Consider the following 22809-nt stretch of genomic DNA (forward strand, 5'->3'; position numbering starts at 1 on the left):
CGGCACCTTGCCTCACACCCCCTGTACAAGGCGAACGACGTCGACTCTCTCGGGGTCATTGGAAAGCGGCATGAAATCCACGAGCGTCACGATGCCACCCTTTGTCTCGAAGGTGGTTTCGAGGATCGGCGCATGGGGCAGATAGCGCCGGCTAGGGCGGTTACTCTCGCCAGTGGGGGAAATCCGCCAGTAACCATGCTTGGATGTCCCCAGCAGTGCGGCAAAGCATGCGTCGGAATCGAACCGTGGAAGGCAAAGCCAATCCATCGAGCCATCACGGGCGACGAGTGCTCCGCTCAGCATGTTGCCGATGAATCCGTATTCCTCGATCGGTTTGCTCATCCCGCGCCACGGAACGCCGGATAGGTGGACATTGCACCATCGACGAACATTGTCGCTCCATTCATGTAATCCGACAGATCCGAAGCAAGCCACAGCACAGCCTCCGCAATATCGTCAGGTTCATCGATACGCTTGTACGGAATAAGCTCGAGCAGGTTTTTCATCGCCTCTTCTGTCTCCCATGCAGAGCGATTGATGGGAGTACGGATGGTGCCGGGAGCCACCGCGTTGACACGAATTTTCTGAGGGGCAAACTCCTGGGCGAGCGACCGCATGAGCAGGTCCACGCCCCCTTTGGATGCCGCATAATTAGCCGAATGCCCAGGGAATCTCCTGATGCACGGAACTCATGCATATGATCTTGCCACTTGCCGGTGACACGTCGGGTTGCGCGCGTCGCAGGAATTCGCGGATAGCTTCGCGGGAGCACAGAAACATTCCGGTGAGATTGACATCGATCACCTTCTGCCACTGGGAGAGCGTCATCTCCTGGAATTTCGCACTGCTCTCGATTCCGGCGTTGTTCACCAGAATATGGAGGGTGCCGAAGCGCGCAACCGTTTCCGCGAACATTGCCGCGACCTGGTCCTCGTCGCTCACATCGGCGGCGTCCCCACCGACGTCTTCTATTTCTCGGCATACCTCGGCTGCCTCGTTGCTGGCCTCAGGAAGATGATTGATTACCACCTTCACGCCCACGCGCCTCAGTGCGAGGGCGCAAGAGCGGCCTATGCCTGAAGACGCACCGGTTAGCAGGGCAATCTGTCCGGAAAGGCCGAACGTATCCTTGCTGATCGCGCGCTGTTTTGTGTTCATTGGGATTCTTTTCCCTGATCCTCGATAGCTACCCTGTTGATCGAAGAATTGAACCGGTACAAAGCGCCTGTCTTGGATATGCTCCCGCCGCTTCCCGCTTTGAGGGGGGTCGGCGAGTCGAAGCACCGGGAGTGCCTCATGAACCAGCAAACAACTTATCCCGGACTCTCGAAGCAGCTTCGATTCCTAAAGCTTTCCGGGTATCTCAGACGACGATTACAGACAGAGGTCCTGTGAATCTTGTAATTCGCGGGGCTGATTTCAAAGTAGCATGCCTTCACAAGAGCGTAAAACTCGAACCCAGGCGAAGGAAGAAATTGAATTGGGCTTGTTTCTTTGAAGGAGGAGTTGGTTCACTCAGCAAAACTCGGTGATTCGACCCGTGCATCTTCTTTCGGGATTGACCTCATGGCAAATCCGGGCAACATAGGTATGATATATCCAGCCGCAATTCCGTTTCCTGTTTACAGGGTAACAGTCACCGAAACAGGCGTAACGCGCGTTGCGGTGAGAAACTGGCGAGTGCGAGTACATGAAATACTCCGCTTTTTAGCAATTACCATTTGCTCAGGAAAACAAATGACAAACCAGCTTACCCCGGAAAATATTCTTAAAACCGGTATGGCCTTCTGGCCGGCAAAGACCCTGCTTTCTGCGGTCGAGTTGGATGTGTTCACTCTACTGGCGCAAGGTTCACTGAGTTTGGATGCCCTTGCCGAACAGGTAGGGCTGCATCCACGCGGCGCGCGTGACTTCCTTGATGCCCTTGTAGCGCTAGGCTTTCTGAAACGTGAAGGTGAACGGTACAGCAATACGTCCGAAACCGATCTGTTTCTCGACCGCAACAAGCCATCGTACATTGGCGGCATTCTGGAAATGGCGAATCGCCGCCTCTATCCGATCTGGAGCAATCTTACCGAGGCGCTCCAGACTGGCAAACCACAGAACGAAATCAGGACGGGTGAGGCCGATCTCTTCGAGAAGCTTTATGCCGATGCTGCCGGATTGAAAGAATTTCTTGCCGCCATGACTGGAGTGAGCCGCGCGGCGAACATGACCATTGCACGCGCCTTTCCGTGGCAGCGCTATCATACGTTCGTTGATGTCGGCACGGCGCAGGGAGATCTCGCTGTGCAGATCGCCCTGGCCAATCCTCATTTGCGCGGGATGGGTTACGACCGCCCGGAGGTGGGTCCGATTTTCGAGCAGTACGCTCAAGCTGCGAACGTGGCTGATCGCGTTTCTTTCGTGCCTGGTAATTTCTTCGAGGAAGACCTGCCCAGGGCAGATGTGGTGCTCATGGGCCATATCCTGCATGACTGGGACCTCTCTACGAAAGAAATGCTCATCCAGAAGGCATTCGATTCGCTCCCGGCAGGGGGCGCCTTCGTCGTGTATGAGTCTCTCATAGACGATGACCGGTCACAGAACGCGTTCGGTCTGATGATGAGCCTGAACATGCTGATAGAAACACCGGGAGGTTTCGATTTCACCGGCGCGGATTGCATGGGATGGATGAAAGAGGCAGGTTTTTCCAATACTCGCGTGGAACCCCTTGTTGGTGCGGATTCCATGGTGATCGGCATCAAATAAACGTCCTTCCGCTCTCATTCCGCCAGCCTCGCTCTCTTGTATCATCAGCCTCGCCCATATTCGGAAAAATCATGAAAATCCAGGTCCTTACACTATTGGCCGTTCCGTTACTACATGCCTGTGCAGGCACGCCTGAATATACGCAAAGTTCGATGAAATTGAGGGATGGGACTACGCATTATTTAATTAAGACACGCATGGGACCCTGTGCCAACAGCCGGGATTGGGCAACCAGAACGTTGACGAAGGGCGCCAATGAAATTTGCAAGGATGGTTACGTGCTCATTGATCAGCAGACACCCATCATCCTCGATCCGATGCGTGCTCTAGATAAGGATGGGGAGCTTTTGTGGCAAATCAGGTGCAACGATACGGGAAAGTCTCAATCCTAACCCTCTTTTCTTACTCGGGACTCTCGTCGTCGCCCATCCAAGCTTTCGTCGGCACAAGCTTCCCATGGTTCGCGCGCAGCCCGCGAAAGAACTCCTCTACAAAGGGGATGATCTCGAACAGCAGCGCAACCGTCATGATGGAAATTATGTAAATTACCGGTAACTGCTCTTCCTTCCAGGAGAGGTCGAATCGCGGTGTTTCGGGTCCGAACCCGAAAAGTGCCTGGAATTGCCCCCAATGACGGGAGATCAAGAGCAGGATTGCCATGAGCGGAATCATCTCCTGGAAGCTGTGCACGTGCTGCTCAATGGGTGAGACCCTGCGTACCTTTACCGCGTAGCTCACATCCCAAAGCGCGGTGATCTCGTGAAGGAAAAAGGCGGCAATCATGAAGGCGATGATGCCGGCGTTTACCTGGAGGAAGATGGCGGCAAGCAACGGCAGGCCCATCTCGGCGAGCATGATGAGATGGAAGACAGACTCCTTTGCCCCGCTGGTTGTTTCGATATGAGACACACGATGGCACAGCCAATCCGCGAATCCGGCCGCCAGCCAAAGTGGCAGAATAAAGTACATCAGTATGAGAACAACAGGATCATTCAGCATGTACCCTCCCAAGGAACTACTTGCCCTTATTCTCCGATGCTTGCTGGAGCGGCCTTACGTAGTTTTTCATAAAAGTGCGTTTTTGACTGTCAGGGAAAAGGACTGTCACCATGTCGTAGTGGATGCTCAAGATCTTGCCTTTGCCCACTTTCTCGACCTCAACCTCAGCATCCACGGTTAACTCCTTCTCGGGGGGCGATTTATCGGTGCCAAGGATCGTCTGCCCCGTTTTATCCTGTCTTTGAACAGGGTGCGCTGAAAGCTCGTTTTCCGGCGGATTGATGCAATTATCGCAGTGGCCACAATGGTTCCACTCGACTTCCTCGTCAAAGTACTCCAGCAGCACCTTCCAGCGGCAAAAACCGCTCTGGGCATAAAATACCATGCGTTCCAGAGCCTCCCGCTCATGCTCCGCTTTCCTGTGCGCATCTTCCGCGAGTCTGGCCAGGTCTTCCGCTTTCACATCCTTTTTGTGCAGGCGATAGCCCAGTGTCTTGTCTCGCCTGAGTATGCCGTGTTCTTCCAACAGTCTAAGCATCACCTGCAGCCTGCGAACCGAAAATTTGTCGATTTTCTCTTGCAGCTGCTCGATCCTGATTGCCGGCGAGCCGGACGATAAGTCTTGCACCGCTTTGTACACTTCGCGCAAGTCCTCTTGGTCGGGGTGATGCCGCGCCAGAAAAAATTGCTGAATGCGCTTATCCTGCGCGTCGTAAAGCAGCGTGCATTCGGCCGTTTTACCGTCCCGGCCGGCACGGCCCGACTCCTGATAGTATGCTTCGAGCGTGCCAGGCATCTGGAAGTGCACCACGAAGCGGATATCGGGTTTGTCGATTCCCATGCCAAAAGCATTCGTCGCAACCATGATCCTGCTTTTGCCTTCCATGAAGGTTTCCTGGTTTTCTGTACGCGTTTTGCGCGGCAGGCGGCCGTGGTAGATCGCGATGTCGGCAATCGTTCCGGCGAATGCTGCAGCAAGCTCTTCCACTGCTTTCACCGTGGCTGTATAAATGATTCCGCTTCCCTGGCTTTTCTGAATCAAATCTTGCAGCTTCTCCAATTTTTCTTCCGGATTCGTAACCTGTACGACTGAATAATTCAGGTTAGGCCGGTAGATCCCGGTGTTGACCACATGCATGGAGCTACGCCCGAGTTGTTGCGCAATATCCTCGATGACCTCGGGTGTAGCAGTGGCTGTCAGCGCGAGGACCGTTGGCTTTCCCAATGCCTTGATCGCGTCTCCCAGTCCCAGATAAGCCGGACGGAAGTCGTGCCCCCATTGGGAAATACAGTGCGCCTCATCAATGACGAATAGATTTATCGGGATGGCCTGCAACTCGGCGATGAAATCCGGATGGGACACCCGTTCAGGCGTCACAAATACGACATCGCGATCTGCATTGCGAATATTCTCCAGCGCCTCCGACTCCTGTTCCGCATTCAGCATGCTGTTGACTTGTGCCGCGTCAACCCCGATCTCTTCAAGCTTCTCGGCCTGGTCTTTCATCAGTGAAATCAGGGGGGAAACGACAATCGCCGTGCCCGGCAGATTGAATGCAGGCAACTGGTAACACAGGGACTTGCCGCCCCCGGTGGGCATTACGGCAAGCGTGTCCCGCCCGTTCAGCACACTTTCGATGACCTCTCTCTGGCCGGGACGCAGGTGTGCCAGTCCAAATATCTGATGCAGGCTTTCCTCCAGATCATTCTGATCCGGTTCCTCCCTATCAGCATCAGGGTCCTCCATATCATGAATTTTGGCTGTCATTGCTCTGTTCGCATTTTCTTCTGGTTGAACTGAGTTGCTGCGCTTTATGCATCTGGCAGTAATGCCGTACCACATGATGATGAAGAAAAATGGTGAGGAGTTCCGTGCGGCGCCTAATATATAATCTCAACGATGTGCTTTTTTTTAGGTACGCCCGCTTCGCTTATTTACCGGAAGCTGGGCAGACAACTGTTTGATCCCCGGCTCCTTCCAGCTCTATTCAGGTTTATCGCGAGCCAAAACCCAAACCCAGCATTACGGGACTCTCGATATGAAACGCTATACCATTGAACAATTCATGGCCACGACCTCAATAATGGGCGCATCGTTCAGCGCGGATGAGGAGCGCATCCTGTTCAGCAGTAATGAATCGGGTATTTTCAATGCCTACACACTGCCAGTGACGGGTGGTATGGCAGAGCCGTTGACCTGCTCCGCCATCGATACGACGCTTTCGGTCAGCTTCTTTCCGCACGATGATCGGGTACTGATTACACGGGATTATCATGGCGATGAAAATTATCATTTGTTCCTGCTCGCCCCCGACGGCGAGGAGGAAGATCTGACACCGGGAGAAAAGCTCAAGGCACAATTCATGGGCTGGAGCCCCGATGGACATGCTTTTTACGTCGCTACCAACGAGCGTGATGCCAGGTTCTTCGATGTATACCGTTATGACGCCGAGACTTTTGCGCGAACCTTGCTGTACCAGAATCATCAGGGGTTCGATCTTGGTCCCATCAGCCGCGATGAGCGCTGGATTGCACTGAACCGGTCGCATACTGCATCCGACAGTGACATTTATCTGTTCGATGTCGAAAAACAGGAAGTAAGGCACCTCACGCCGCACGAAGGCTCCGTCAGTTTCCATGCTGAGACCTTCGATTCCGCTTCGCGCAAGCTCTTCTTTCTTACCACGGAGGGAAGCGAATTCAAGCATTTGCGCACCTATGATCTCACCTCAGGGGTCGTCTGCGACCACGAGAGCGCTGAGTGGGACGTGATGTACACCTTTTTTTCGTACGATGGCCGATTTCGGGTAACTGGCATCAACGCAGATGGAAGTATCGTCGTTCGTGTTGTCGAAATTGAAGATGGAGAGAGGGAGAAACCTGTAAAACTGCCAGCGCTGCCCCAAGGAGAAATCCGCGGTGTGGTCTTTTCGCAAAGCAGCACGCGCATGGCCTTCTACGTAAATGGCGATCGCTCTCCCGATAATCTGTTCGTGCACGATTTCAACACCGGGCAGTTCCGCCAGCTCACGCAGAGCCTGAACAAGGAGATCGATCCATCAGATCTGGTGGAGGCGGAAGTGGTGCGGTTCCGATCCTTCGATGGAATGATGATTCCCTCCATCTACTACAAGCCGCATGAAGCATCAGACACCAACAAGGTGCCTGCGATCGTATACGTTCATGGCGGACCCGGCGGACAGACCATGCGGGGTTATAGCGCCCAGATTCAGTACCTCGTGAACCACGGATATGCCGTGCTGGGCATCAATAACCGGGGCAGCTCCGGCTACGGTAAAACCTTCTTTACCGCGGCCAACCGCAAGCACGGACGGGAGCCCTTGTGGGATTGTGTAGAAGCGAAGACCTTTCTGGCCAGCCTCGGTTACATCGACCATGAGCGCATCGGCATCATGGGCGCGAGCTATGGCGGTTACATGACACTTGCAGCCCTCGCGTTCCGGCCTGAAGCTTTCAAGGTAGGAGTGGACATTTTCGGCGTCAGCAACTGGCTCCGTACCCTGGAGAGCATTCCTGTTTACTGGGAGTCCGTCCGCAAAGCCATTTATGATGAAATTGGAGACCCGGTGGCGGACATCGATTTTCTTGTTGCGACTTCCCCCCTGTTCCACGCCAGGGAAATACGAAAGCCTTTATTGGTCATTCAGGGAGCCAATGATCCACGTGTGGTCAAGGCCGAGAGTGATGAAATGGTGGAAGCGGTCAGGAAGCGTGGTATTCCGGTGGAGTATATTGTCTTCCCTAATGAAGGCCATAGTTTTACCAAGAAAAAGAACCAGATCGAGGCCAATCGGCGAATACTGGAGTTTCTGGACAAATATCTGAAAGGTGATGCGAACAAGACCGCAAGCGGAGTGGAAAAGTAGGACAACGTCCTTTCCCCAACCCTCCGGTGGAGGGCGCTCGGCCACCGCTTGCTTCCACCGTAATGGAATACATGGGATAGCGAATAACTTCGCCGTCAGGGCGACCTTCATCGCTGTCGCGGCGCAGCCTCCTCTCCAAAAAACTCGCGTATCAGGAAATCCTCCAGACCCTTGCTGTCTTCCGGCCGGGCGGAGAGGACGACCACACGGTCGAGGCGGTAGGATTCCCAGTTGAAATCCCCTTTGTGGTATTGCCGGATCAGCTCGATCATTTTTCGAACGATGGCCCGTTGAATATCGCCACCGGGTCCGGCATCGACTTCCACCAACTCCCGGCGGGGAACGCTGCTATCCTTCTTCCAGGCACGAAACAGAAACTGTGCCGTTCGCGGCCCCATCCTGATGATCTGGAATATCCCGCTTGCGCCAGGTTCCTTGAGGTTGCGCATCACGTTAGCCATGCGCAGTTCTTCTTCGGAAGGCTCGCGTTCGACCGCCTCAGGTTCAGCGGGTTCATCCTCGAAAATTCCGCCTGCCCGGCGCCGCTCCCGCGCCTCATTCATATATGCCAGCAGGTCTTTTGGGCGTTCAGTCTCTGGAGAAGCCTGTGGAACAGTTTTCTGAACCGGCGTGCGTTCCTTGCTGCCCTCACGGTTTTCCATTGCTTTTTCCCGTTTGGGTTTCAGCGGCTTGGTTCCTCCTTCTCCCAGCCGCGGTTGAGGCCGGGGCTTAGGGGGAGGTTTGGACGCAGGAGGTGCCTTGGGACTGGGTGGCGCAGCCGGCGCCACCTTCTGTTCGGGTGTTTCTTCAGCCAGTTCCACGAAGCTGGCCTCGATTGCTGGAGGCCCCTTGATCTCCACCTCAGGCGCGGTGAGAAAGAACCCGAACGCCCAGATGATAATCACCCAGAGGACAGAAGCCAGCGGCAGGGGCCACCAGATGCGGATTTCCCTCGATCCGGACTTGAGCATGTGTTCGGGATTACTCGTGTTTGACGGCGATCAGAAAGTGCTGCGCGCCCGCACCACGAGCACGCAGCATCGCCTGCACGACAATCCCTTGCGGTGCGTCGCTGTCTGCCGATACCACCACTTTCTGTTCGGAATCGCGCAGCAGTGGTTTGAGAGTGTCACCCAGCGTCTCCAGGGTCACGGGCGTGCGGTTGACAAAGATTTTGCTGTCACTCGTCAAGGTCAGTGTAACTGGCGTTTTGGCGCTGAGTTTTTCGGCCTCGCCTTGCGGCAGATTCACCTGCAGGGAATCGAGATTCTGCATCGATAATGACGAAAGCATGAATGTGGCAAGCAGGAAAAACATCACGTCGATCATCGGGATGATTTCGATGCGCCCCCTGCGGTATTCCCTGGGTTTACGCCGCTTCATGACCACTCTCCTCCTGATCCAGGCGAATATGATCGATGAGGCGGGTGCCCAGTCGTTCCATTTCATCCATCGTTTGGGATTGAAGGCGGGAGAAGTAATTGAAGCCGAAGAGTGCAATCAGCGCAATCAGGAGGCCAACGACGGTGGCGATAAGGGCTTCGGCTACTCCTCCCGTCACGGCCGTGGGGTTGACCACCCCTTCGCCGCCAATGACCTGGAAAGCGCGCATCATGCCGATAACCGTTCCGACAAGCCCGAGCAGAGGCGCTGCGGTGACGATCGTTTCCAGCACCCACAACCGGCGTCCCAGCGATGTCTCGATTAACTGGGCTTCGTCTGCCGCGCGCGACTCCGTCCACCAGGACGGATGGTGTCTGTTACTGATCACAACCTCGAAGAAGCGCTTGTAGTAGTGGCGATCATCCAATCCGGAGAGTATTTTTTCCAGATCGGCCCATGCAAAGCCGTAAGTCTCAACCAGATTCAGCAGGTCGTGAGACAGGCGCGCAAACTTCCAATAGATGAACGCCTTTTCAAGCATGATCGCCAATGCGATCACCGCCAGCAATGACAGCGGCAAAACGGTAAAGCCGCCGAGTTTCAGTGCGGTCCAGGTTGCATTCAGTTCCTGCATGTTTATCTCCGAGCGGGGACGATAAGTCCCATGTTGATTAAATTGTCGACAGCTGTCTCTTCAGGCCTTGCAATTTCCTGCAGCTGGGGAGGACGCTCTCCATCCACAGGTGCATGTTTATGATGCGGTGAGAGCGGTGGGGCGCGGCTCAAAAAGACGCGCTTCCCTTCTCCACGAATAGGGAAAGTTTACAGATCAGGCTGTTTTCATTCTGTTCCTTTCGGTCTGCGGAAAGTTTGGATCAAACACTCCAGCCTAATTTTCATCCTGCCACCCTGTAAAATCTTACAGCTATTCACCCGGCCCGTTTTAGGGTTTCATAGCTCTGTTTTTTCCGAGTTTTTCCGAGTCGAATCGTTCTTGCAAAAGAGCATCAGGTTTTTCCGTAATGATATCCCTAAACCAAAACTACACAGGGAGTGTTGCGTGCGCTTCTGAGAACGCTCGCGATACGACCTGTCTTGCCACTGTGGAGAATGTTCGTACCCCGATTGCAGAAATTCTCGATCAGAGTCTGAACGAAATTTATCTGCTGAATGCTCAGACACTGCATTTCGAGTACGCCAACCGGGGAGCCCGGCGCAATCTTGGCTACAGCATGGATTTGCTGCAAAAGATGACGCTGCTCGAAGTCGAACGCGAGTTCGACGAGACATCGTTCCGGGCTTTGATTGATCCACTCATGAAGGGTGAGAAAGAAATCCTGGTTTTCGAGGCGACCCATCTGCGTGCGGACGGCACGCATTACCCGGTCGAGGTTCACCTGGAATTGTCCACGCGGCCTGAGCAAGTGCAATTTCTTGCAATGGCGTTTGATCTCAGCGCCCGCCGCCGCGCAGAGGCCAAGTTGCGTGCAAATGAGGCGCGATTCCGAACAATGGTCAATACCATCCCCCAGCTTGCATGGATAGGGGAGACGGATGGATCCAGGTCCTGGTACAACCAGCGCTGGTACGACTATACCGGAACCACTCCCGAAGAGATGATGGGCTGGGGCTGGCAAAAGGTTCATGATCCCCAACTGCTGCCGGAGGTAATAAAACGTTGGAGCGAGGCTACTGCTGCTGAGCAGCCGCTCGATATGGAAATTCCACTGCGTGGTGCGGACGGGGAACTCCGGGTATTTCTGACCCGCGCCGAGCCGTTAAGAAACGAGGAAGGTCAGGTTGTGCAGTGGTTCGGGACCAATACCGACGTCCACGATCAGAGACTCCGGGAAGAGGCGCAGCGTGAGACAGAAAAGCGGCTTCAGGTGGTGATGGAGCATATAACCGAGGGGCTTATCATCTCCGATTTCAATCGTAATCTTCTCCACTGGAATCCCGCCGCTTTGCGAATGCATGAGATCGACAATGCGGAAGAAGTTTTTGGCAGTCTTCATAATTTTGCTCGCATCTATGAGTTATCGACAACCGAGGGCAACGTCGTGCCTATAGATCAATGGCCCTTGACGCGCATTCTCCGGGGCGAGCATCTGCATGATCTGGAACTGCGCATCAGGCGGCTGGATAAAGAGTGGTTGAGAATCTTCAGTTATTCCGGAACGGTTTTGCGCTACGAGAACAGTAAAGGACTGGCTTTTCTTACCATTAAGGATGTCACCGAGCGCAAACAGGCTGAGGAAGCCTTGCGTGACGCCAAGGTTAATCTTGAATACAAGGTGAATGAGCGTACTGCCCAGCTTCTTGCCAAGAGCAAGGAACTGGAAAATTTCTGTTATTCGGTATCGCATGATCTGAGAGCGCCCCTGCGCGGTATAGCCGGGTACAGCCGGCTGCTGCTGGAAAACTACTACGAACGCCTCGACGAGGAAGGTCGCAGTTTTCTGACAAATGTCCGTTCAGCCACCAAGCATATGACAGATTTAATCGAAGATCTGCTCTCCTACTCAAAACTTGAGCGGCGAAAACTGTCTTCGATGGTCATCAGGCTTCCCGCTTTCGTATCAAAGGTGTTGGCCCAGTTCGGGGATAATCTGCAAAACGTGCGCCTCACTGTCAGTGTGGATGATTTCCACGTTCGCGCTGATCCCGATGGTCTTGCAATCGCTCTACGCAACCTGATCGATAACGCCATCAAGTTCTCCATACATGCCCCGGAGGCTATCATCGAAATCCGCGCCTGGACTTCGGATAGCAATTGCATTCTTTGTGTGCGCGACAACGGCATCGGATTTGATATGCGTTTTTACGACAAAATTTTTGAGATATTCCAGCGCTTGCAACGAGCCGAGGAATATCCGGGAACGGGCATCGGGCTTGCAATGGTGCAAAAAGCGATGGAGCGTATGGGAGGACGGGTATGGGCGGAAAGCCAGGTAGGTGCCGGAGCTGTCTTTTACCTACAACTGCCACTGTCTGACCCTACGCCATTCGAGCAGTTGCAAGAACAGGACTTATAGGGGGGTGTTTTCATGAACACTGCGTTGCCGATTCTGCTTATTGAAGACAACCCGATGGATGTCGATCTCACGCGGCGTGCTTTTGTGCGGCACAACCTGACCAATCCACTCGAAGTGCTGCGGGATGGTCAGGAAGCGCTCGATTTTTTTTCGAACTGGAGAACAACTGACCTCCCGCCTTCGGTTGTACTGCTAGACCTCAAACTACCCAAAGTAAACGGACTGGAAGTCCTGCGAACCATACGGGAGCATTCCTTGCTTGGAACTGTTCCGGTCGTGGTGCTTACGTCTTCCTCCGAAGATGTCGACGTTCATGAAGCCTATCTGCTCGGTGCGAATTCCTACATCGTAAAGCCGGTGGACTTCGAAAAATTCATTGATGTGGCCCGGCAGATCGAGCTCTACTGGACTGTTCTTAATATCCATTGTTCTGCAAGGATTAGAGGTTTCTGAATGAGTTTCATGCAGGATGCGAGGTCGCGCAGAGCTCGGGCAATACCCCGGAGGGTGCGAGGATACGATAGGAAACTGAAGTCCTCGAGGGCCTTTTCCGGCCTTCGGGGAAATTATTCAAAGGTTTTCCGATGAGAGTGCTCTACCTTGAGGATAATGCGCTGGATGCCGATCTGGTGCGATTGGAACTGAAAAAACGTGCGCCCGACATTCAGCTCGATATCGTCAGTTCACTGGCAGAAGCTTTGCACCGAGTGGAAAGATTCCAAGATCTCTATGGAACCAGCCTCGGTATCCCAGCAATCGGCAGACCGGGAGCCTCTCCTCGCTACGATATCGTCCTGACGGACCTCAATCTTCCGGACGGGAGTGGTGAAACGTTGCTGGCTCAGATTCGCAGACGACATCTACCGCTTCCAGTCGTGGTTCTTACCGGTTCCAGCAGGGAAGAAGCCATCCTCTCGTTACTTCGAGCGGGAGCTGACGATTACGTCATAAAGCACGGGCGCTTTCTCGAAACTCTTGGGCTCGTGCTTCGTGCGACGCTCGACAAGTTCCAGACAGAAACTTACCGCCGCGCTACAGTACTGCAGGTTTTATACGTTGAGCCTAATCCGCATGACGCCGAAATGATGAAACAGGCACTGGCTTCCACTGCGCCACACCTTCGAATCGAATCTGTTCAGTCAGCTGAGGAGGTTTTTTCCTATCTTGCTGAACAGGATAGAAAGACCGAGGTTGACGTGTTGCTGCTCGATTACCGCTTGCCCGGCGCCTCCGCGACGGACGTTCTGAAGGAGCTTTGCCAGGTACGGGGACTTGATCTGCCCATCATTCTCTTTATCGGGAGCGAGGATGAGGAGATTGCCCGGCAGTCACTCAAACTGGGTGCTGCCGATTACGTGGTGAAGACCGCAGGCTACCTCCAGCGATTGCCGACTGTCATAGAAAATGTCTGGCTGCGGGCAGAATCGAACAGAAGGGAGCGCGTTTTGCTGGAAGAGAGGACACGACTTGCTCTTGCCACGGAAGCAGCCGCCATCGGTATCTGGGAGTGGAACACTGCGACCAATGAAATGATCTGGAATGACCGGATGTACGAGATCTACGGGATTGCTCCCGGGAGTCGCATCACGTATGACATATGGAAATCCTATACCCATCCGGACGATCTGCCCCAGCAGGAGACGCATCTGGAACGGGTCAGCGCCGAGGATGGACGCGTTCAACTCGATTTCCGGATTTTGCGCGAACACAAGGCAGTGCGCCATCTGCATATTGCGAAGGCATTGAAATGGAGCACCAATCCAGATGAACTGAGAATAGTGGGCACTGCCATCGACATTACCAAACGCAAGCAAACTGACTTTGCAATCCAGGAGCATGCCATGCAGCAGGGACTCATTGCCGCGTTCGGGCAACAGGCGCTGGCCAGCGGAAATCTTGCTTTGTTGTGGGGCCAAGCAGCGGTGATTGCTTCTCAAGGTCTCAGTGTCGAGTTCTGCAAGGCGCTCCAGCTTGCGCCGGATTTCCGTTCTTTTGTTCTTAAATCCGGGGTCGGCTGGCAGAAAGACTGGATTGGAAGGCAGATATCGTTTACATACGAGAACAGTCAAAATCGCTTTGTACTCGCGAGCCATCAGTCCGTCATTGTGGAGGACTTCCAGACGGAAACCCGTTTCAAGCCTTCCAGCATCCTGAGGAGCCATAATATACGCAGTTGCGCAGATGTGCTTATCTCGGGGGTGGGGGGACCTTATGGGATCCTTGGAGCCTATTCGCCCGAGCCGCAGCGCTTCACGTCCAGCAGTATCAATTTTCTTCAGAGTCTCGCGAATATTCTCGCAACTGCAATTGACCGCAAGACAACGGAGGAGCGTCTCACCTACCTGGCCCAGTTTGATCCCCTGACGGAACTGCCTAATCGAAGTCTTTTTCTTGATCGTCTCCGGCAGGCGATGGAACATGCCCATCGCAATCGTCGCCGCGTCGGCGTGGTATTTGCGGATCTGGACCGGTTCAAGATCGTCAACGACACAATGGGCCATTCTACTGGTGACGAGCTGCTGATCCATGTGGCAAAGAGACTGCAGCAGTGTGTGCGTTCATGCGACACGGTTGCCCGTCTTGGAGGAGATGAGTTTGCCTTGATTCTGTCTGATCTTGTACAAGCTGAAGATGCAACCTTAATTGCGGAGAAGGTTATTTCGGCGCTCCAGATACCCTTTGAACTGGAAACACAGGAGATCTATGTTTCTGCAAGCCTTGGAATCAGCATCTATCCCGGCGATGGTACCGATGCAGACAGCCTGCTCAGAAATGCGGATACCGCAATGTTCCAGGCAAAAGAGCAGGGGCCGGCGATTTATCAGTTTTACCTTCCGCAGATGAATGAGCGCGCGGTGGCTCGCCTGAAAATCGAGACGCAACTTCGCGGCGCTCTGGCAAGGCGCGAGTTCGTGCTTCACTACCAACCCAAAGCAAGTCTGATCAACGGAGAGATTACCGGTTTTGAGGCGCTGCTGCGTTGGCAGCACCCCGCGCATGGACTGGTGCCTCCGCTGCAGTTCATTTCCGTCCTCGAGGATACGGGGTTGATCGTATCGGTAGGCGAGTGGGTGGTGAAAACGGTTTGTGAGCAGATCAGGGAATGGCAGGGCCAGGGACTGGTGCTGCATCCCATCTCGATCAATCTGTCAGCCCGGCAGTTTCAGCAACAGGATCTGGATAGCATTATCGGGGAAACGTTGAAGGCTACGAACATCGATCCGCGTCTGCTGGAATTCGAGCTTACGGAGTCGGTATTGATGAAGGAGGCCGAGATGGCCGCCAACGCCTTGCAGAATCTGAAAGCCTTCGGTGTCCAGATATCGATGGACGATTTTGGTACCGGCTATTCCAGTCTTGCCTATCTCAAGCGCTTCCCTCTGGATGTACTCAAGATCGACCGTGCCTTCATCCGCGATGTCACGACGGATCCCGACGACGCAACCATTACCGTAGCCATGATCAAGCTCGCGCACAGCCTTGGGCTGAAAGTAGTGGCTGAGGGCGTTGAAACAAGGGCGCAACTGGATTTTCTGATAAGACACGGGTGCGATGAAATGCAGGGCTACTATTTTTCCCAGCCTTTGCCGCTCGAGGGTGCATCCAAAGTGCTTATGGATGGCTACCGCCTGTCAATGAGCAATGGCGCTTGCGCCGAGCAGTAAGTCCCAGTCACTCACCGATCCATTCTCACTCGCTTCCCTTCTAGAAAAATCCTTTCCGTGCGCGCGCCCCTGAACATAGCTCTTTCCCTAGCTCGTGATATTTGGTACTTTACGGCCGTAGGCCCAGTCCGCAGGGAGGGCGGACAACTCCATTGGATAATACAAATGAAGAACGCCATATTGGTGGTTTGCGCCACGCTTGCGTTTATGGGAGGCGCTTTTGCAAAACCGGCCGACTTGTCTCTCCGGTCCAACTCAGCGCTGGTTGTGGATCCACAGCGGGGACAGGTTCTTTTCCACAAGAACGCAGACACTGTCATGCCGATCGCTTCGATTACCAAACTCATGACCGCAATGGTTGTGCTCGATGCAAAACTGCCGCTGAACCAGGAAATAGTCATTGACTCGGCTGATGTTGATGTCATCAAGTATACTCGTTCCCGCCTGCGGGTAGGAGCGAAGTTCACCCGCGGAGAATTGTTGCGACTGGCCTTGATGTCTTCGGAGAATCGCGCTGCTGCGGCGCTGGGACGTACGTATCCCGGCGGCCTCAATGCGTTTGTTACAGCCATGAACCGCAAGGCATTCCAGTTGGGAATGGGCAGCACCTATTTTGTTGACTCGACCGGCTTGAACAGCGGCAATGTCTCCACCGCGCGCGATCTCGCAAAAATGGTCAAGGCGGCACACGGGTATCGCCTCATCCGCGTATTTTCCACGACCGCTGCGCACGAGGTGGCATCCATGGGGAAGGTACGCAGCCGCAACCTGAATTACGTCAACTCCAACAGGTTGGTAAGGAGCAGCAGTTGGGATATCGGGATATCCAAAACAGGATTTCTCAGCGAGGCCGGGCGCTGTCTGGTGATGCATGCAAATATCACAGGCAAGCCGACCATAATCGTGCTGCTCGATTCCTGGGGAAAGAATTCCCGGATTGGCGATGCCAATCGTATCAAGAAGTGGCTGGAAACCGGCTTCACTCGCAAAATACGCGGTTAGCGTGTGAAGTGGCCTGCTTGCCGCGAGGATAGCGCCACTTTTGTTCGGTTATCCTTTTGTTGATTCAAGTGTATGGAATCGCGTTCGGAGCAGCCTTCGGACGCTCTCTTTCCATCACTTTTTGCAACCGGAACCGGCAGGTATAGCCCGACAGGTCTTCCACGTTCGTATCTGGCACATCGTGCTTCTTGCTGAGGTGAAGCCGTTTTCCCCGATTCGGATACGGGTGTCCGGAAAGGAGTTGTTATGCAATTGCAATTGATTGCAGCGCTCGTCATCGTTTTCCTCATTGTCACGTTTGCGGTTCAGAACGCTGTCGAAGTAAGCGTCATATTCTTACTTTGGCGTGCCGATGCGTCGCTTGCCGTTGTGGTCGCAGTCTGCTTCGGTCTGGGAGCGCTCATAGGAGCGCTCGTTACACTGCCGACCATGTTGCGCGAACGCATGGCGATAGGAAGACTGCATAAGGAGGTCGAAGCGTTACGCGCCGAAAATGACAGCTTGCGCGCCTTGAAGCAGAACGAAGCATCTGTCCCGTAAGGTTATTGAAGATGCGGCCCGAAATCGGCCAGACTCGATTTTGCTGCAACCCGGAGGGGATGGAGCTTTGAGAGGGATTTGTTCAGCGGTTCCCTAGAGCAAGCGGAATGCCAGGAGAGCCACGATAGTCGGTGGTATTGCCGCTGTCAGCAGGCCTAACGGGTGAATGGTCCCATCCTCGAAATTGCCACGCAGAATAGCGACCCCGGCAGGATTGGGCGCATTCGCGATGATCGTGAGTCCGCCCCCTGTAACTGCGCCTGCAACCAGCGCATATTTGAAAGAACCTGATAGCCCCTCTACAAGCGAGCCAAGATAGGTAAGGGCCGCATTATCCGTTATTGCGGTCAGCAGCGTGGCGCCAAAGAATACTGCCTCGCTGCTCATTCCCAGCAATAGCGGCTGCAACCACCACTGCTGCTGTCCGCCCAGCACTACCAGACCGGCCAGGAAAAATGCCACCAGCAAACCCTCCCGCAGGATAAACCGGTTCTGATGTTTTTGATATGCATGGGCGATGCCAAGAAAAAACAGGAAAAGTCCCATAAAGACGGCAGGATGATGAGCAAATGTCACTATTCCGATCAGGAAGATGAGGTGCACAGCTACAAGAAGACCCGGCGCTTTCTCTTCACCATCAGACAAATTCTGCCCGAGCCCCCCTTGGGACAATTCGCGGCGAAACAGCAACGTGGCGCTCGCCGCATTCACTATCACGACGATAGCTGCTTTCCAACCGAAAGTGGATATCATGAACCAGATATCCCATCCCCATTTCCCCGCCACCATGAGCACGGGAGGTGCAGCGAAGGGTGTCAAGGTGCCGCCGATGGATACATTGACGAACAGAACCCCGAGGGTAGTGTATTTAAGCTTGAGCGAAATTCCGCGAGAGAAATAATTATCTCGAAGAATCAGGGCAGCGAGCGTCATGGCTGCCGGTTCGGTGATGAAGGAACCGAGCAGTGGAACGAGGGAAAGCGTCGTAAAGTAGAAAACGATCGCACGCGACAGCGGAATGAATTGCGCCACGGTGCGTACCGAGAGCATGGCAAGCTGGAGGATCGGCTTTGTTCCAGCAACGACCATGATCGCAAAGACGAACATGGGTTCCGTAAAGTTACGCGAATCCAGGTAACCGATTGCGCTGTCACGGCCTTCCACTGCAAACATGAACAGTATGAGAATCATGGCCCAGAAGCCGAACACGACTTCTACTTCACCCAATAAATGCCATATCCCTGCGTGGGCGGGACGCGCGTTTGCCAATCGCTCAAAAAATCTGGTGGAAAACGTATGCAGGAGTGCAACCACGAATAGCGCTGCACTGATTATCTGAATTGTTGAAGGTGTCACCAACTCCCTTTATGTAGTAAGGATTTGAGGGTGAGAGGATGGAATACAGTAACCTACCCTCGGATAGGCATCTCCTTATGTCCTTATGGAGTGAAACTCTGAAGGGCTATCGGAGGTTGACTGAATGCGCCGACATAATGACGAACAACGCACTCTTTGCGGTAACACAAGCGTAATACCGATACTTGCATTACGGAGATGCCCCGATTCTCGAAACCAACAGCGAAGCTCTTATTTCATTACATCCAGGTTTGCCTGCGCGTCGGCATTACCCTGGGCCGCCGCTTTCTTGAACCATTCTTTCGCCTTGGCTTCGTCTCTGGGCACACCTTCACCTGAGTAATACATCACACCCACGTTATTTTGCGCGTCTACATTACCCTGTTCGGCCGCTTTTTGAAATAGCCCGAACGCCTTGACTGAATCTTTAGGAACGCCCTCGCCGTTGGCATACAGCAACCCCAGGTTGAATTGCGCATCCGCATAGCCCTGCTCAGCTGCGCGATGAAACCAGGCGGCGGCGGTAGCGGGATCGTTACTCAGGATTTTGCCCGAAGCATCCTTGGATATCGCTTCACCCGTATAGTACATAACGCCGAGGCCAGTCTGTGCTTTGGGATCGCCAGCCTCCGCGTCTTTTTTCAACTGCAGGAATTTTTCCTCCGGTGTGGAATCGCTCTCAGGCCCGGCCGGCATGATTTCTTTCAATATTGCAGACTTCTCTTCCGGGCTCAGGCTTTCTTCCAGCACTGATGGCATTTGCTTTTCAGAAGTGAACTCATCTGGCAGTTGCGCCTGCTGCTCGCCGGGTTTTTCCGCGTCCTTCGCTGTTTTCTGACCACATCCGGCAAGCATGAGCATCGGCAGCGCGAGCAATGTAACAAAAAGAATTTTCATCGGATATTATGTCCTGATTAATGAAACAGCATGAGCGGTCCGAGCGTGAGAAACAGTGCTCACAAGCTGTAGTACATATCGAATTCGACCGGATGCGTCGTCATCCGGAAGCGCGTAACTTCTTCCATCTTGAGCTCGATGTAAGCATCTATCATATCATTCGAAAACACCCCGCCGCGAGTGAGGAAATTACGGTCCTTATCCAGGCTGTCCAGTGCTTCATCCAGGGAAGCGCAAGGATTGGGAATTCTGGCAGCTTCCTCGGGTGGAAGGTCGTAGAGATTCTTATCCATCGGATCGCCCGGGTGAATCTTGTTCTGGATTCCATCCAGCCCCGCCATCAGCATGGCAGTAAATGCAAGGTAAGGGTTCGCGGTAGGGTCAGGGAAGCGCACCTCGATCCGGCGGCCTTTGGGGTTGTTGGCATAAGGAATGCGGATGGCGGCCGAACGGTTACTTACGGAATATGCAAGATTGATGGGTGCTTCAAAACCTGGAACGAGGCGCTTGTACGAGTTGGTACCGGGGTTGGTGATGGCGTTCAAGGCCTTGGCATGCTTGATGATTCCGCCAATATAATACATTGCCATTTCCGAAAGTCCGGCATAACCGTTTCCGGAAAACAGGTTTCGTCCGCCTTTCCAGATCGACTGGTGCACGTGCATCCCGGAGCCATTGTCACCTACAATGGGCTTTGGCATGAAGGTTGCCGTCTTTCCATACGAGTGGGCAATGTTGTGCACCACGTATTTGAATACCTGCGTCCAGTCGGCACGCTGCACCAGGCTGCTGTACTTGGTGCCTATCTCACACTGTCCGGCAGTCGCCGTTTCGTGGTGGTGCACTTCAACTTCGATACCCATTTCCTCAAGCGCAAGACACATCGCCGACCGGATGTCATGCAAGGAGTCGATCGGGGGAACCGGGGAATAGCCCCCTTTGATACCAGGACGATGCCCGATATTGCCACCCTCATATTTTACTCCCGAGCTCCATGCTGCTTCTTCCGACTCGATTTTTACGGAACAGCCGGACATGTCGGCATGCCAAGTTACGGAATCAAAAATGAAGAATTCAGGCTCCGGGCCGAAAAACGCGGTATCACCGATGCCTGTCGACTTGAGGTAGGCTTCGCCGCGTTTTGCCAGGGAACGGGGATCCCGGTCGTAACCCTTCCCATCTGCGGGCTCCACCACATCGCAGGTGATGAACAGTGTAGCCTCGTCCATGAATGGATCCATCCGCGCAGTACCGGTATCCGGTATCAGGAGCATATCCGACGCCTGCACACCCTTCCAGCCGGCGATGGAAGAGCCATCGAATGTATGACCATCCTCCAGTTTATCCGCATCGACGACGTGAGCGGGCAGGGTTACATGCTGTTCTTTACCGCGGGTATCGGTAAATCGTAGATCAACGAATCTGACTTCGTTGTCCTGAATCATTTTCAGAACATCGGCTACCGCCATTTCAGTCTCCAAGCCATATCAAATATGCAAGCGTGCGAAAGCGCCTTCCTTTTAAAAAGTTGAGTGTCCTTATATAAAGGGAATTTGCAGAATTGATATTATATCCTAGGAGGGGAGCGGCCATTCCCTCAGCAATAAAATACCGCAAGTTGGAAGAGGTAGGGTTTGTTGCATCCTGTCCCTCGATTGAAATTTTCCAGGCATCCAGATGGCTGAAAATCGATTACCATTACATATTATTTCATTCGCCTCATGGTAAAACATATGGAAACCGAAACAATTACTGCAATACTCGAAAGGGCGCATAAGCGTGCCGAGGAAATGGATCTGCCCTATCAAGGGGCGCTGTTACCGACCGAGGCGCTTACCTTGCTTCAGGAAGCGCCGGAGGCGAAACTGGTGGATGTGCGTTCACGCGCGGAATGGGATTGGGTAGGAAGAATTCCGGGTGCAGTGGAAATCGAATGGCAGTCTTATCCGGGAATGCGTTCCAACCCTGATTTCATCAACTATCTTTCCAGCCAGGTAGATCAGGAATCGTTGGTCATGTTCATCTGCCGTACGGGAGGACGTTCGCATCAGGCCGCAGCTACCGCTTCCGAACTGGGTTATACGAATTGCTACAACGTTCTCGAAGGATTCGAAGGTGAGAAGGACGCAACCGGCCATCGCGGTAAGAAGGGTGGCTGGAAGGCGGCAGGACTACCCTGGGTGCAGAGTTGAGGGTCTTTCGTCTCCATCGCTCCGGGTTAAATTCCCCCTGTTCATCCTGGCTCTCGAGAGGCTCGGGGCATGCTTATCGCGGCGACAATAATCTGGAAAATAATGGAGCGTAAGTGCATGCGCAAAACTCATTGGACAGGAATCCTTCTTACGCTGACCACTGAACCATCCCGGAGTACGCCGTCAGCAGGACAATAATTCCGAATCCGATGCGATACCAGGCAAAAACGGAGAAATCATGGTGGCTGACAAAACGGATTAAGCCCCTCACCGCCAGGAGTGCGCTGATAAACGATGCCACAAAACCGATCGCGAACACGCTCACATCATCCAGATGAAGGATATCGCGATTCTTGTAAAGATCATAAAAAGTTGCTGCGAACATGATCGGAATCGCGAGGAAAAATGAAAATTCAGTAGCGGCCTTGCGCGACAGGCCGAAGAAGAGGCCCCCAATAATGGTGGCGCCAGAGCGCGAAGTGCCGGGTATGAGCGCCAGGCACTGCGCCAATCCCACCTTCAAGGCATGTTTCCAGTCCATGTCTTCGACCCGTTCCACGTCCACCACATGCGTCCTGCGCTCGGCCCAAAGAATCAGAAGGCCACCGACTATGAATGCCAGCGCGACCGGTACCGGATGAAACAGGTATTGCTTGATGGTTTTAATGAACAGCAAACCCAGAATTGCGGCTGGCAGAAACGCGATCAAGAGATTCAACACAAAGCGATTTGCGTCCTGACGGGAGCCGATGTCCGTCACTACATGCCGCAGCTTGACGCGATATTCCCAACATACCGCCAGAATCGCGCCAAGCTGAATGACGATGGTAAATACCTTGCCCTTTTCGTCATTGAAGTTGAGCAGATCGCTGACCAGAATCAGGTGACCGGTGGACGAAATCGGAAGAAATTCCGTCAGACCTTCGACTATGCCAAGGATGAGCCCCTTGAGGAGAAGAAACCAGTCCATTCCAGATTATCCGCCAGAAGCCGGGAGACCGCGGGTAACCGGGAACGAACGGGAAGGAACCATGGTGTTACCAGGGAATACAGACAATGGGTATCCAGTAGAGAAGTAACGCCGAGAGCGCGACTGTTTATT

19 protein-coding genes and 1 pseudogene are annotated in these 22809 nt (G+C 53.7%); 9 read left to right on the forward strand and 11 right to left on the reverse strand.

The window, feature by feature from the left end; translation table 11 throughout:
- Positions 1-12 precede the first annotated feature (12 nt).
- Positions 13-342: a trehalase-like domain-containing protein gene (locus tag BMY01_RS18015; protein ID WP_217638613.1), complete on the reverse strand. Its 330-nt coding sequence runs from the start codon at positions 340-342 to the stop codon at positions 13-15.
- A pseudogene (locus BMY01_RS18260) lies at positions 339-1158 on the reverse strand (SDR family oxidoreductase); the annotation flags it as partial. The pseudogene BMY01_RS18260 and the gene BMY01_RS18015, both read right to left, overlap by 4 nt.
- 579 nt (positions 1159-1737) lie before the next feature.
- On the opposite strand from BMY01_RS18260, the gene BMY01_RS04185 reads away from it, so the two are divergent.
- Positions 1738-2751 carry a methyltransferase gene (locus tag BMY01_RS04185; RefSeq protein WP_074745093.1) on the forward strand — a complete coding sequence of 338 codons (1014 nt, stop codon included), beginning with the start codon at positions 1738-1740 and terminating at the stop codon, positions 2749-2751.
- A gap of 71 nt (positions 2752-2822) precedes the next feature.
- On the forward strand, positions 2823-3143 hold the full coding sequence (locus BMY01_RS04190; protein ID WP_074744626.1) for a hypothetical protein: 321 nt from the start codon (positions 2823-2825) through the stop codon (positions 3141-3143).
- 10 nt (positions 3144-3153) lie between these two features.
- On the opposite strand, the gene BMY01_RS04195 is transcribed toward BMY01_RS04190, so the two are convergent.
- On the reverse strand, positions 3154-3750 hold the full coding sequence (locus BMY01_RS04195) for a diguanylate cyclase (RefSeq protein ID WP_074744628.1): 597 nt from the start codon (positions 3748-3750) through the stop codon (positions 3154-3156).
- 16 nt (positions 3751-3766) lie between these two features.
- Positions 3767-5518, reverse strand: coding sequence for a RecQ family ATP-dependent DNA helicase (locus BMY01_RS04200; RefSeq protein ID WP_254772599.1), 1752 nt, complete (start codon positions 5516-5518; stop codon positions 3767-3769).
- Between the two features lie 271 nt (positions 5519-5789).
- Here BMY01_RS04200 and BMY01_RS04205 point away from each other — a divergent pair, with 271 nt between their 5' ends.
- Positions 5790-7637, forward strand: a complete 1848-nt coding sequence (locus tag BMY01_RS04205; RefSeq protein WP_074745097.1) for an alpha/beta hydrolase family protein — start codon at positions 5790-5792, stop codon at positions 7635-7637.
- 107 nt (positions 7638-7744) lie between these two features.
- On the opposite strand, the gene BMY01_RS04210 is transcribed toward BMY01_RS04205, so the two are convergent.
- From BMY01_RS04210 to BMY01_RS04220, 3 genes are read right to left on the reverse strand one after another with little or no spacing between them, the layout of a single operon-like run.
- Positions 7745-8608 (reverse strand): hypothetical protein, encoded by an 864-nt coding sequence (locus tag BMY01_RS04210; RefSeq protein ID WP_074744630.1) that lies wholly within the window; start codon positions 8606-8608, stop codon positions 7745-7747.
- A gap of 10 nt (positions 8609-8618) precedes the next feature.
- Positions 8619-9020, reverse strand: coding sequence for an ExbD/TolR family protein (locus BMY01_RS04215; protein WP_074744632.1), 402 nt, complete (start codon positions 9018-9020; stop codon positions 8619-8621).
- Positions 9007-9654 (reverse strand): MotA/TolQ/ExbB proton channel family protein, encoded by a 648-nt coding sequence (locus tag BMY01_RS04220; RefSeq protein WP_011381597.1) that lies wholly within the window; start codon positions 9652-9654, stop codon positions 9007-9009. Before BMY01_RS04220 ends, BMY01_RS04215 begins: the two co-directional genes overlap by 14 nt.
- Before the next feature lie 388 nt (positions 9655-10042).
- Here BMY01_RS04220 and BMY01_RS04225 point away from each other — a divergent pair, with 388 nt between their 5' ends.
- The 5 genes from BMY01_RS04225 to BMY01_RS04245 all read left to right on the forward strand — a co-directional run bounded on the left by BMY01_RS04225 (position 10043) and on the right by BMY01_RS04245 (position 17262).
- Positions 10043-12055 (forward strand): PAS domain-containing sensor histidine kinase, encoded by a 2013-nt coding sequence (locus tag BMY01_RS04225; protein WP_074744634.1) that lies wholly within the window; start codon positions 10043-10045, stop codon positions 12053-12055.
- Positions 12056-12067: 12 nt separating this feature from the next.
- A complete protein-coding gene (locus BMY01_RS04230; protein ID WP_074744636.1) occupies positions 12068-12508 on the forward strand; it encodes a response regulator in 441 nt (146 codons plus the stop codon).
- Positions 12509-12639: 131 nt separating this feature from the next.
- Positions 12640-15720, forward strand: coding sequence for an EAL domain-containing protein (locus BMY01_RS04235; protein ID WP_074744638.1), 3081 nt, complete (start codon positions 12640-12642; stop codon positions 15718-15720).
- A 165-nt stretch (positions 15721-15885) separates the two neighbouring features.
- Positions 15886-16722 (forward strand): D-alanyl-D-alanine endopeptidase, encoded by an 837-nt coding sequence (pbpG, locus tag BMY01_RS04240; protein ID WP_074744640.1) that lies wholly within the window; start codon positions 15886-15888, stop codon positions 16720-16722.
- 246 nt (positions 16723-16968) lie between these two features.
- Positions 16969-17262 carry a LapA family protein gene (locus BMY01_RS04245; protein ID WP_074744642.1) on the forward strand — a complete coding sequence of 98 codons (294 nt, stop codon included), beginning with the start codon at positions 16969-16971 and terminating at the stop codon, positions 17260-17262.
- Between the two features lie 93 nt (positions 17263-17355).
- On the opposite strand, the gene BMY01_RS04250 is transcribed toward BMY01_RS04245, so the two are convergent.
- The 3 genes from BMY01_RS04250 to glnA form a co-directional block, all read right to left on the reverse strand.
- A complete protein-coding gene (locus BMY01_RS04250; protein ID WP_074744644.1) occupies positions 17356-18618 on the reverse strand; it encodes a putative Na+/H+ antiporter in 1263 nt (420 codons plus the stop codon).
- A 231-nt stretch (positions 18619-18849) separates the two neighbouring features.
- Positions 18850-19515 (reverse strand): tetratricopeptide repeat protein, encoded by a 666-nt coding sequence (locus BMY01_RS04255; RefSeq protein WP_074744646.1) that lies wholly within the window; start codon positions 19513-19515, stop codon positions 18850-18852.
- A 59-nt stretch (positions 19516-19574) separates the two neighbouring features.
- Complete coding sequence (gene glnA / locus BMY01_RS04260) at positions 19575-20984, reverse strand: type I glutamate--ammonia ligase (protein WP_074744648.1); 1410 nt, start codon at positions 20982-20984, stop codon at positions 19575-19577.
- Between the two features lie 264 nt (positions 20985-21248).
- On the opposite strand from glnA, the gene BMY01_RS04265 reads away from it, so the two are divergent.
- Positions 21249-21707 carry a rhodanese-like domain-containing protein gene (locus tag BMY01_RS04265; RefSeq protein WP_074745099.1) on the forward strand — a complete coding sequence of 153 codons (459 nt, stop codon included), beginning with the start codon at positions 21249-21251 and terminating at the stop codon, positions 21705-21707.
- Between the two features lie 148 nt (positions 21708-21855).
- Here the strand turns inward: BMY01_RS04265 and BMY01_RS04270 are convergent, their stop codons facing one another.
- Positions 21856-22677 (reverse strand): undecaprenyl-diphosphate phosphatase, encoded by an 822-nt coding sequence (locus BMY01_RS04270; RefSeq protein WP_074744650.1) that lies wholly within the window; start codon positions 22675-22677, stop codon positions 21856-21858.
- Positions 22678-22809 lie beyond the last annotated feature (132 nt).

The organism is Nitrosospira multiformis (genome assembly GCF_900110185.1).
GTDB classification, from domain to species: domain Bacteria; phylum Pseudomonadota; class Gammaproteobacteria; order Burkholderiales; family Nitrosomonadaceae; genus Nitrosospira; species Nitrosospira multiformis_A.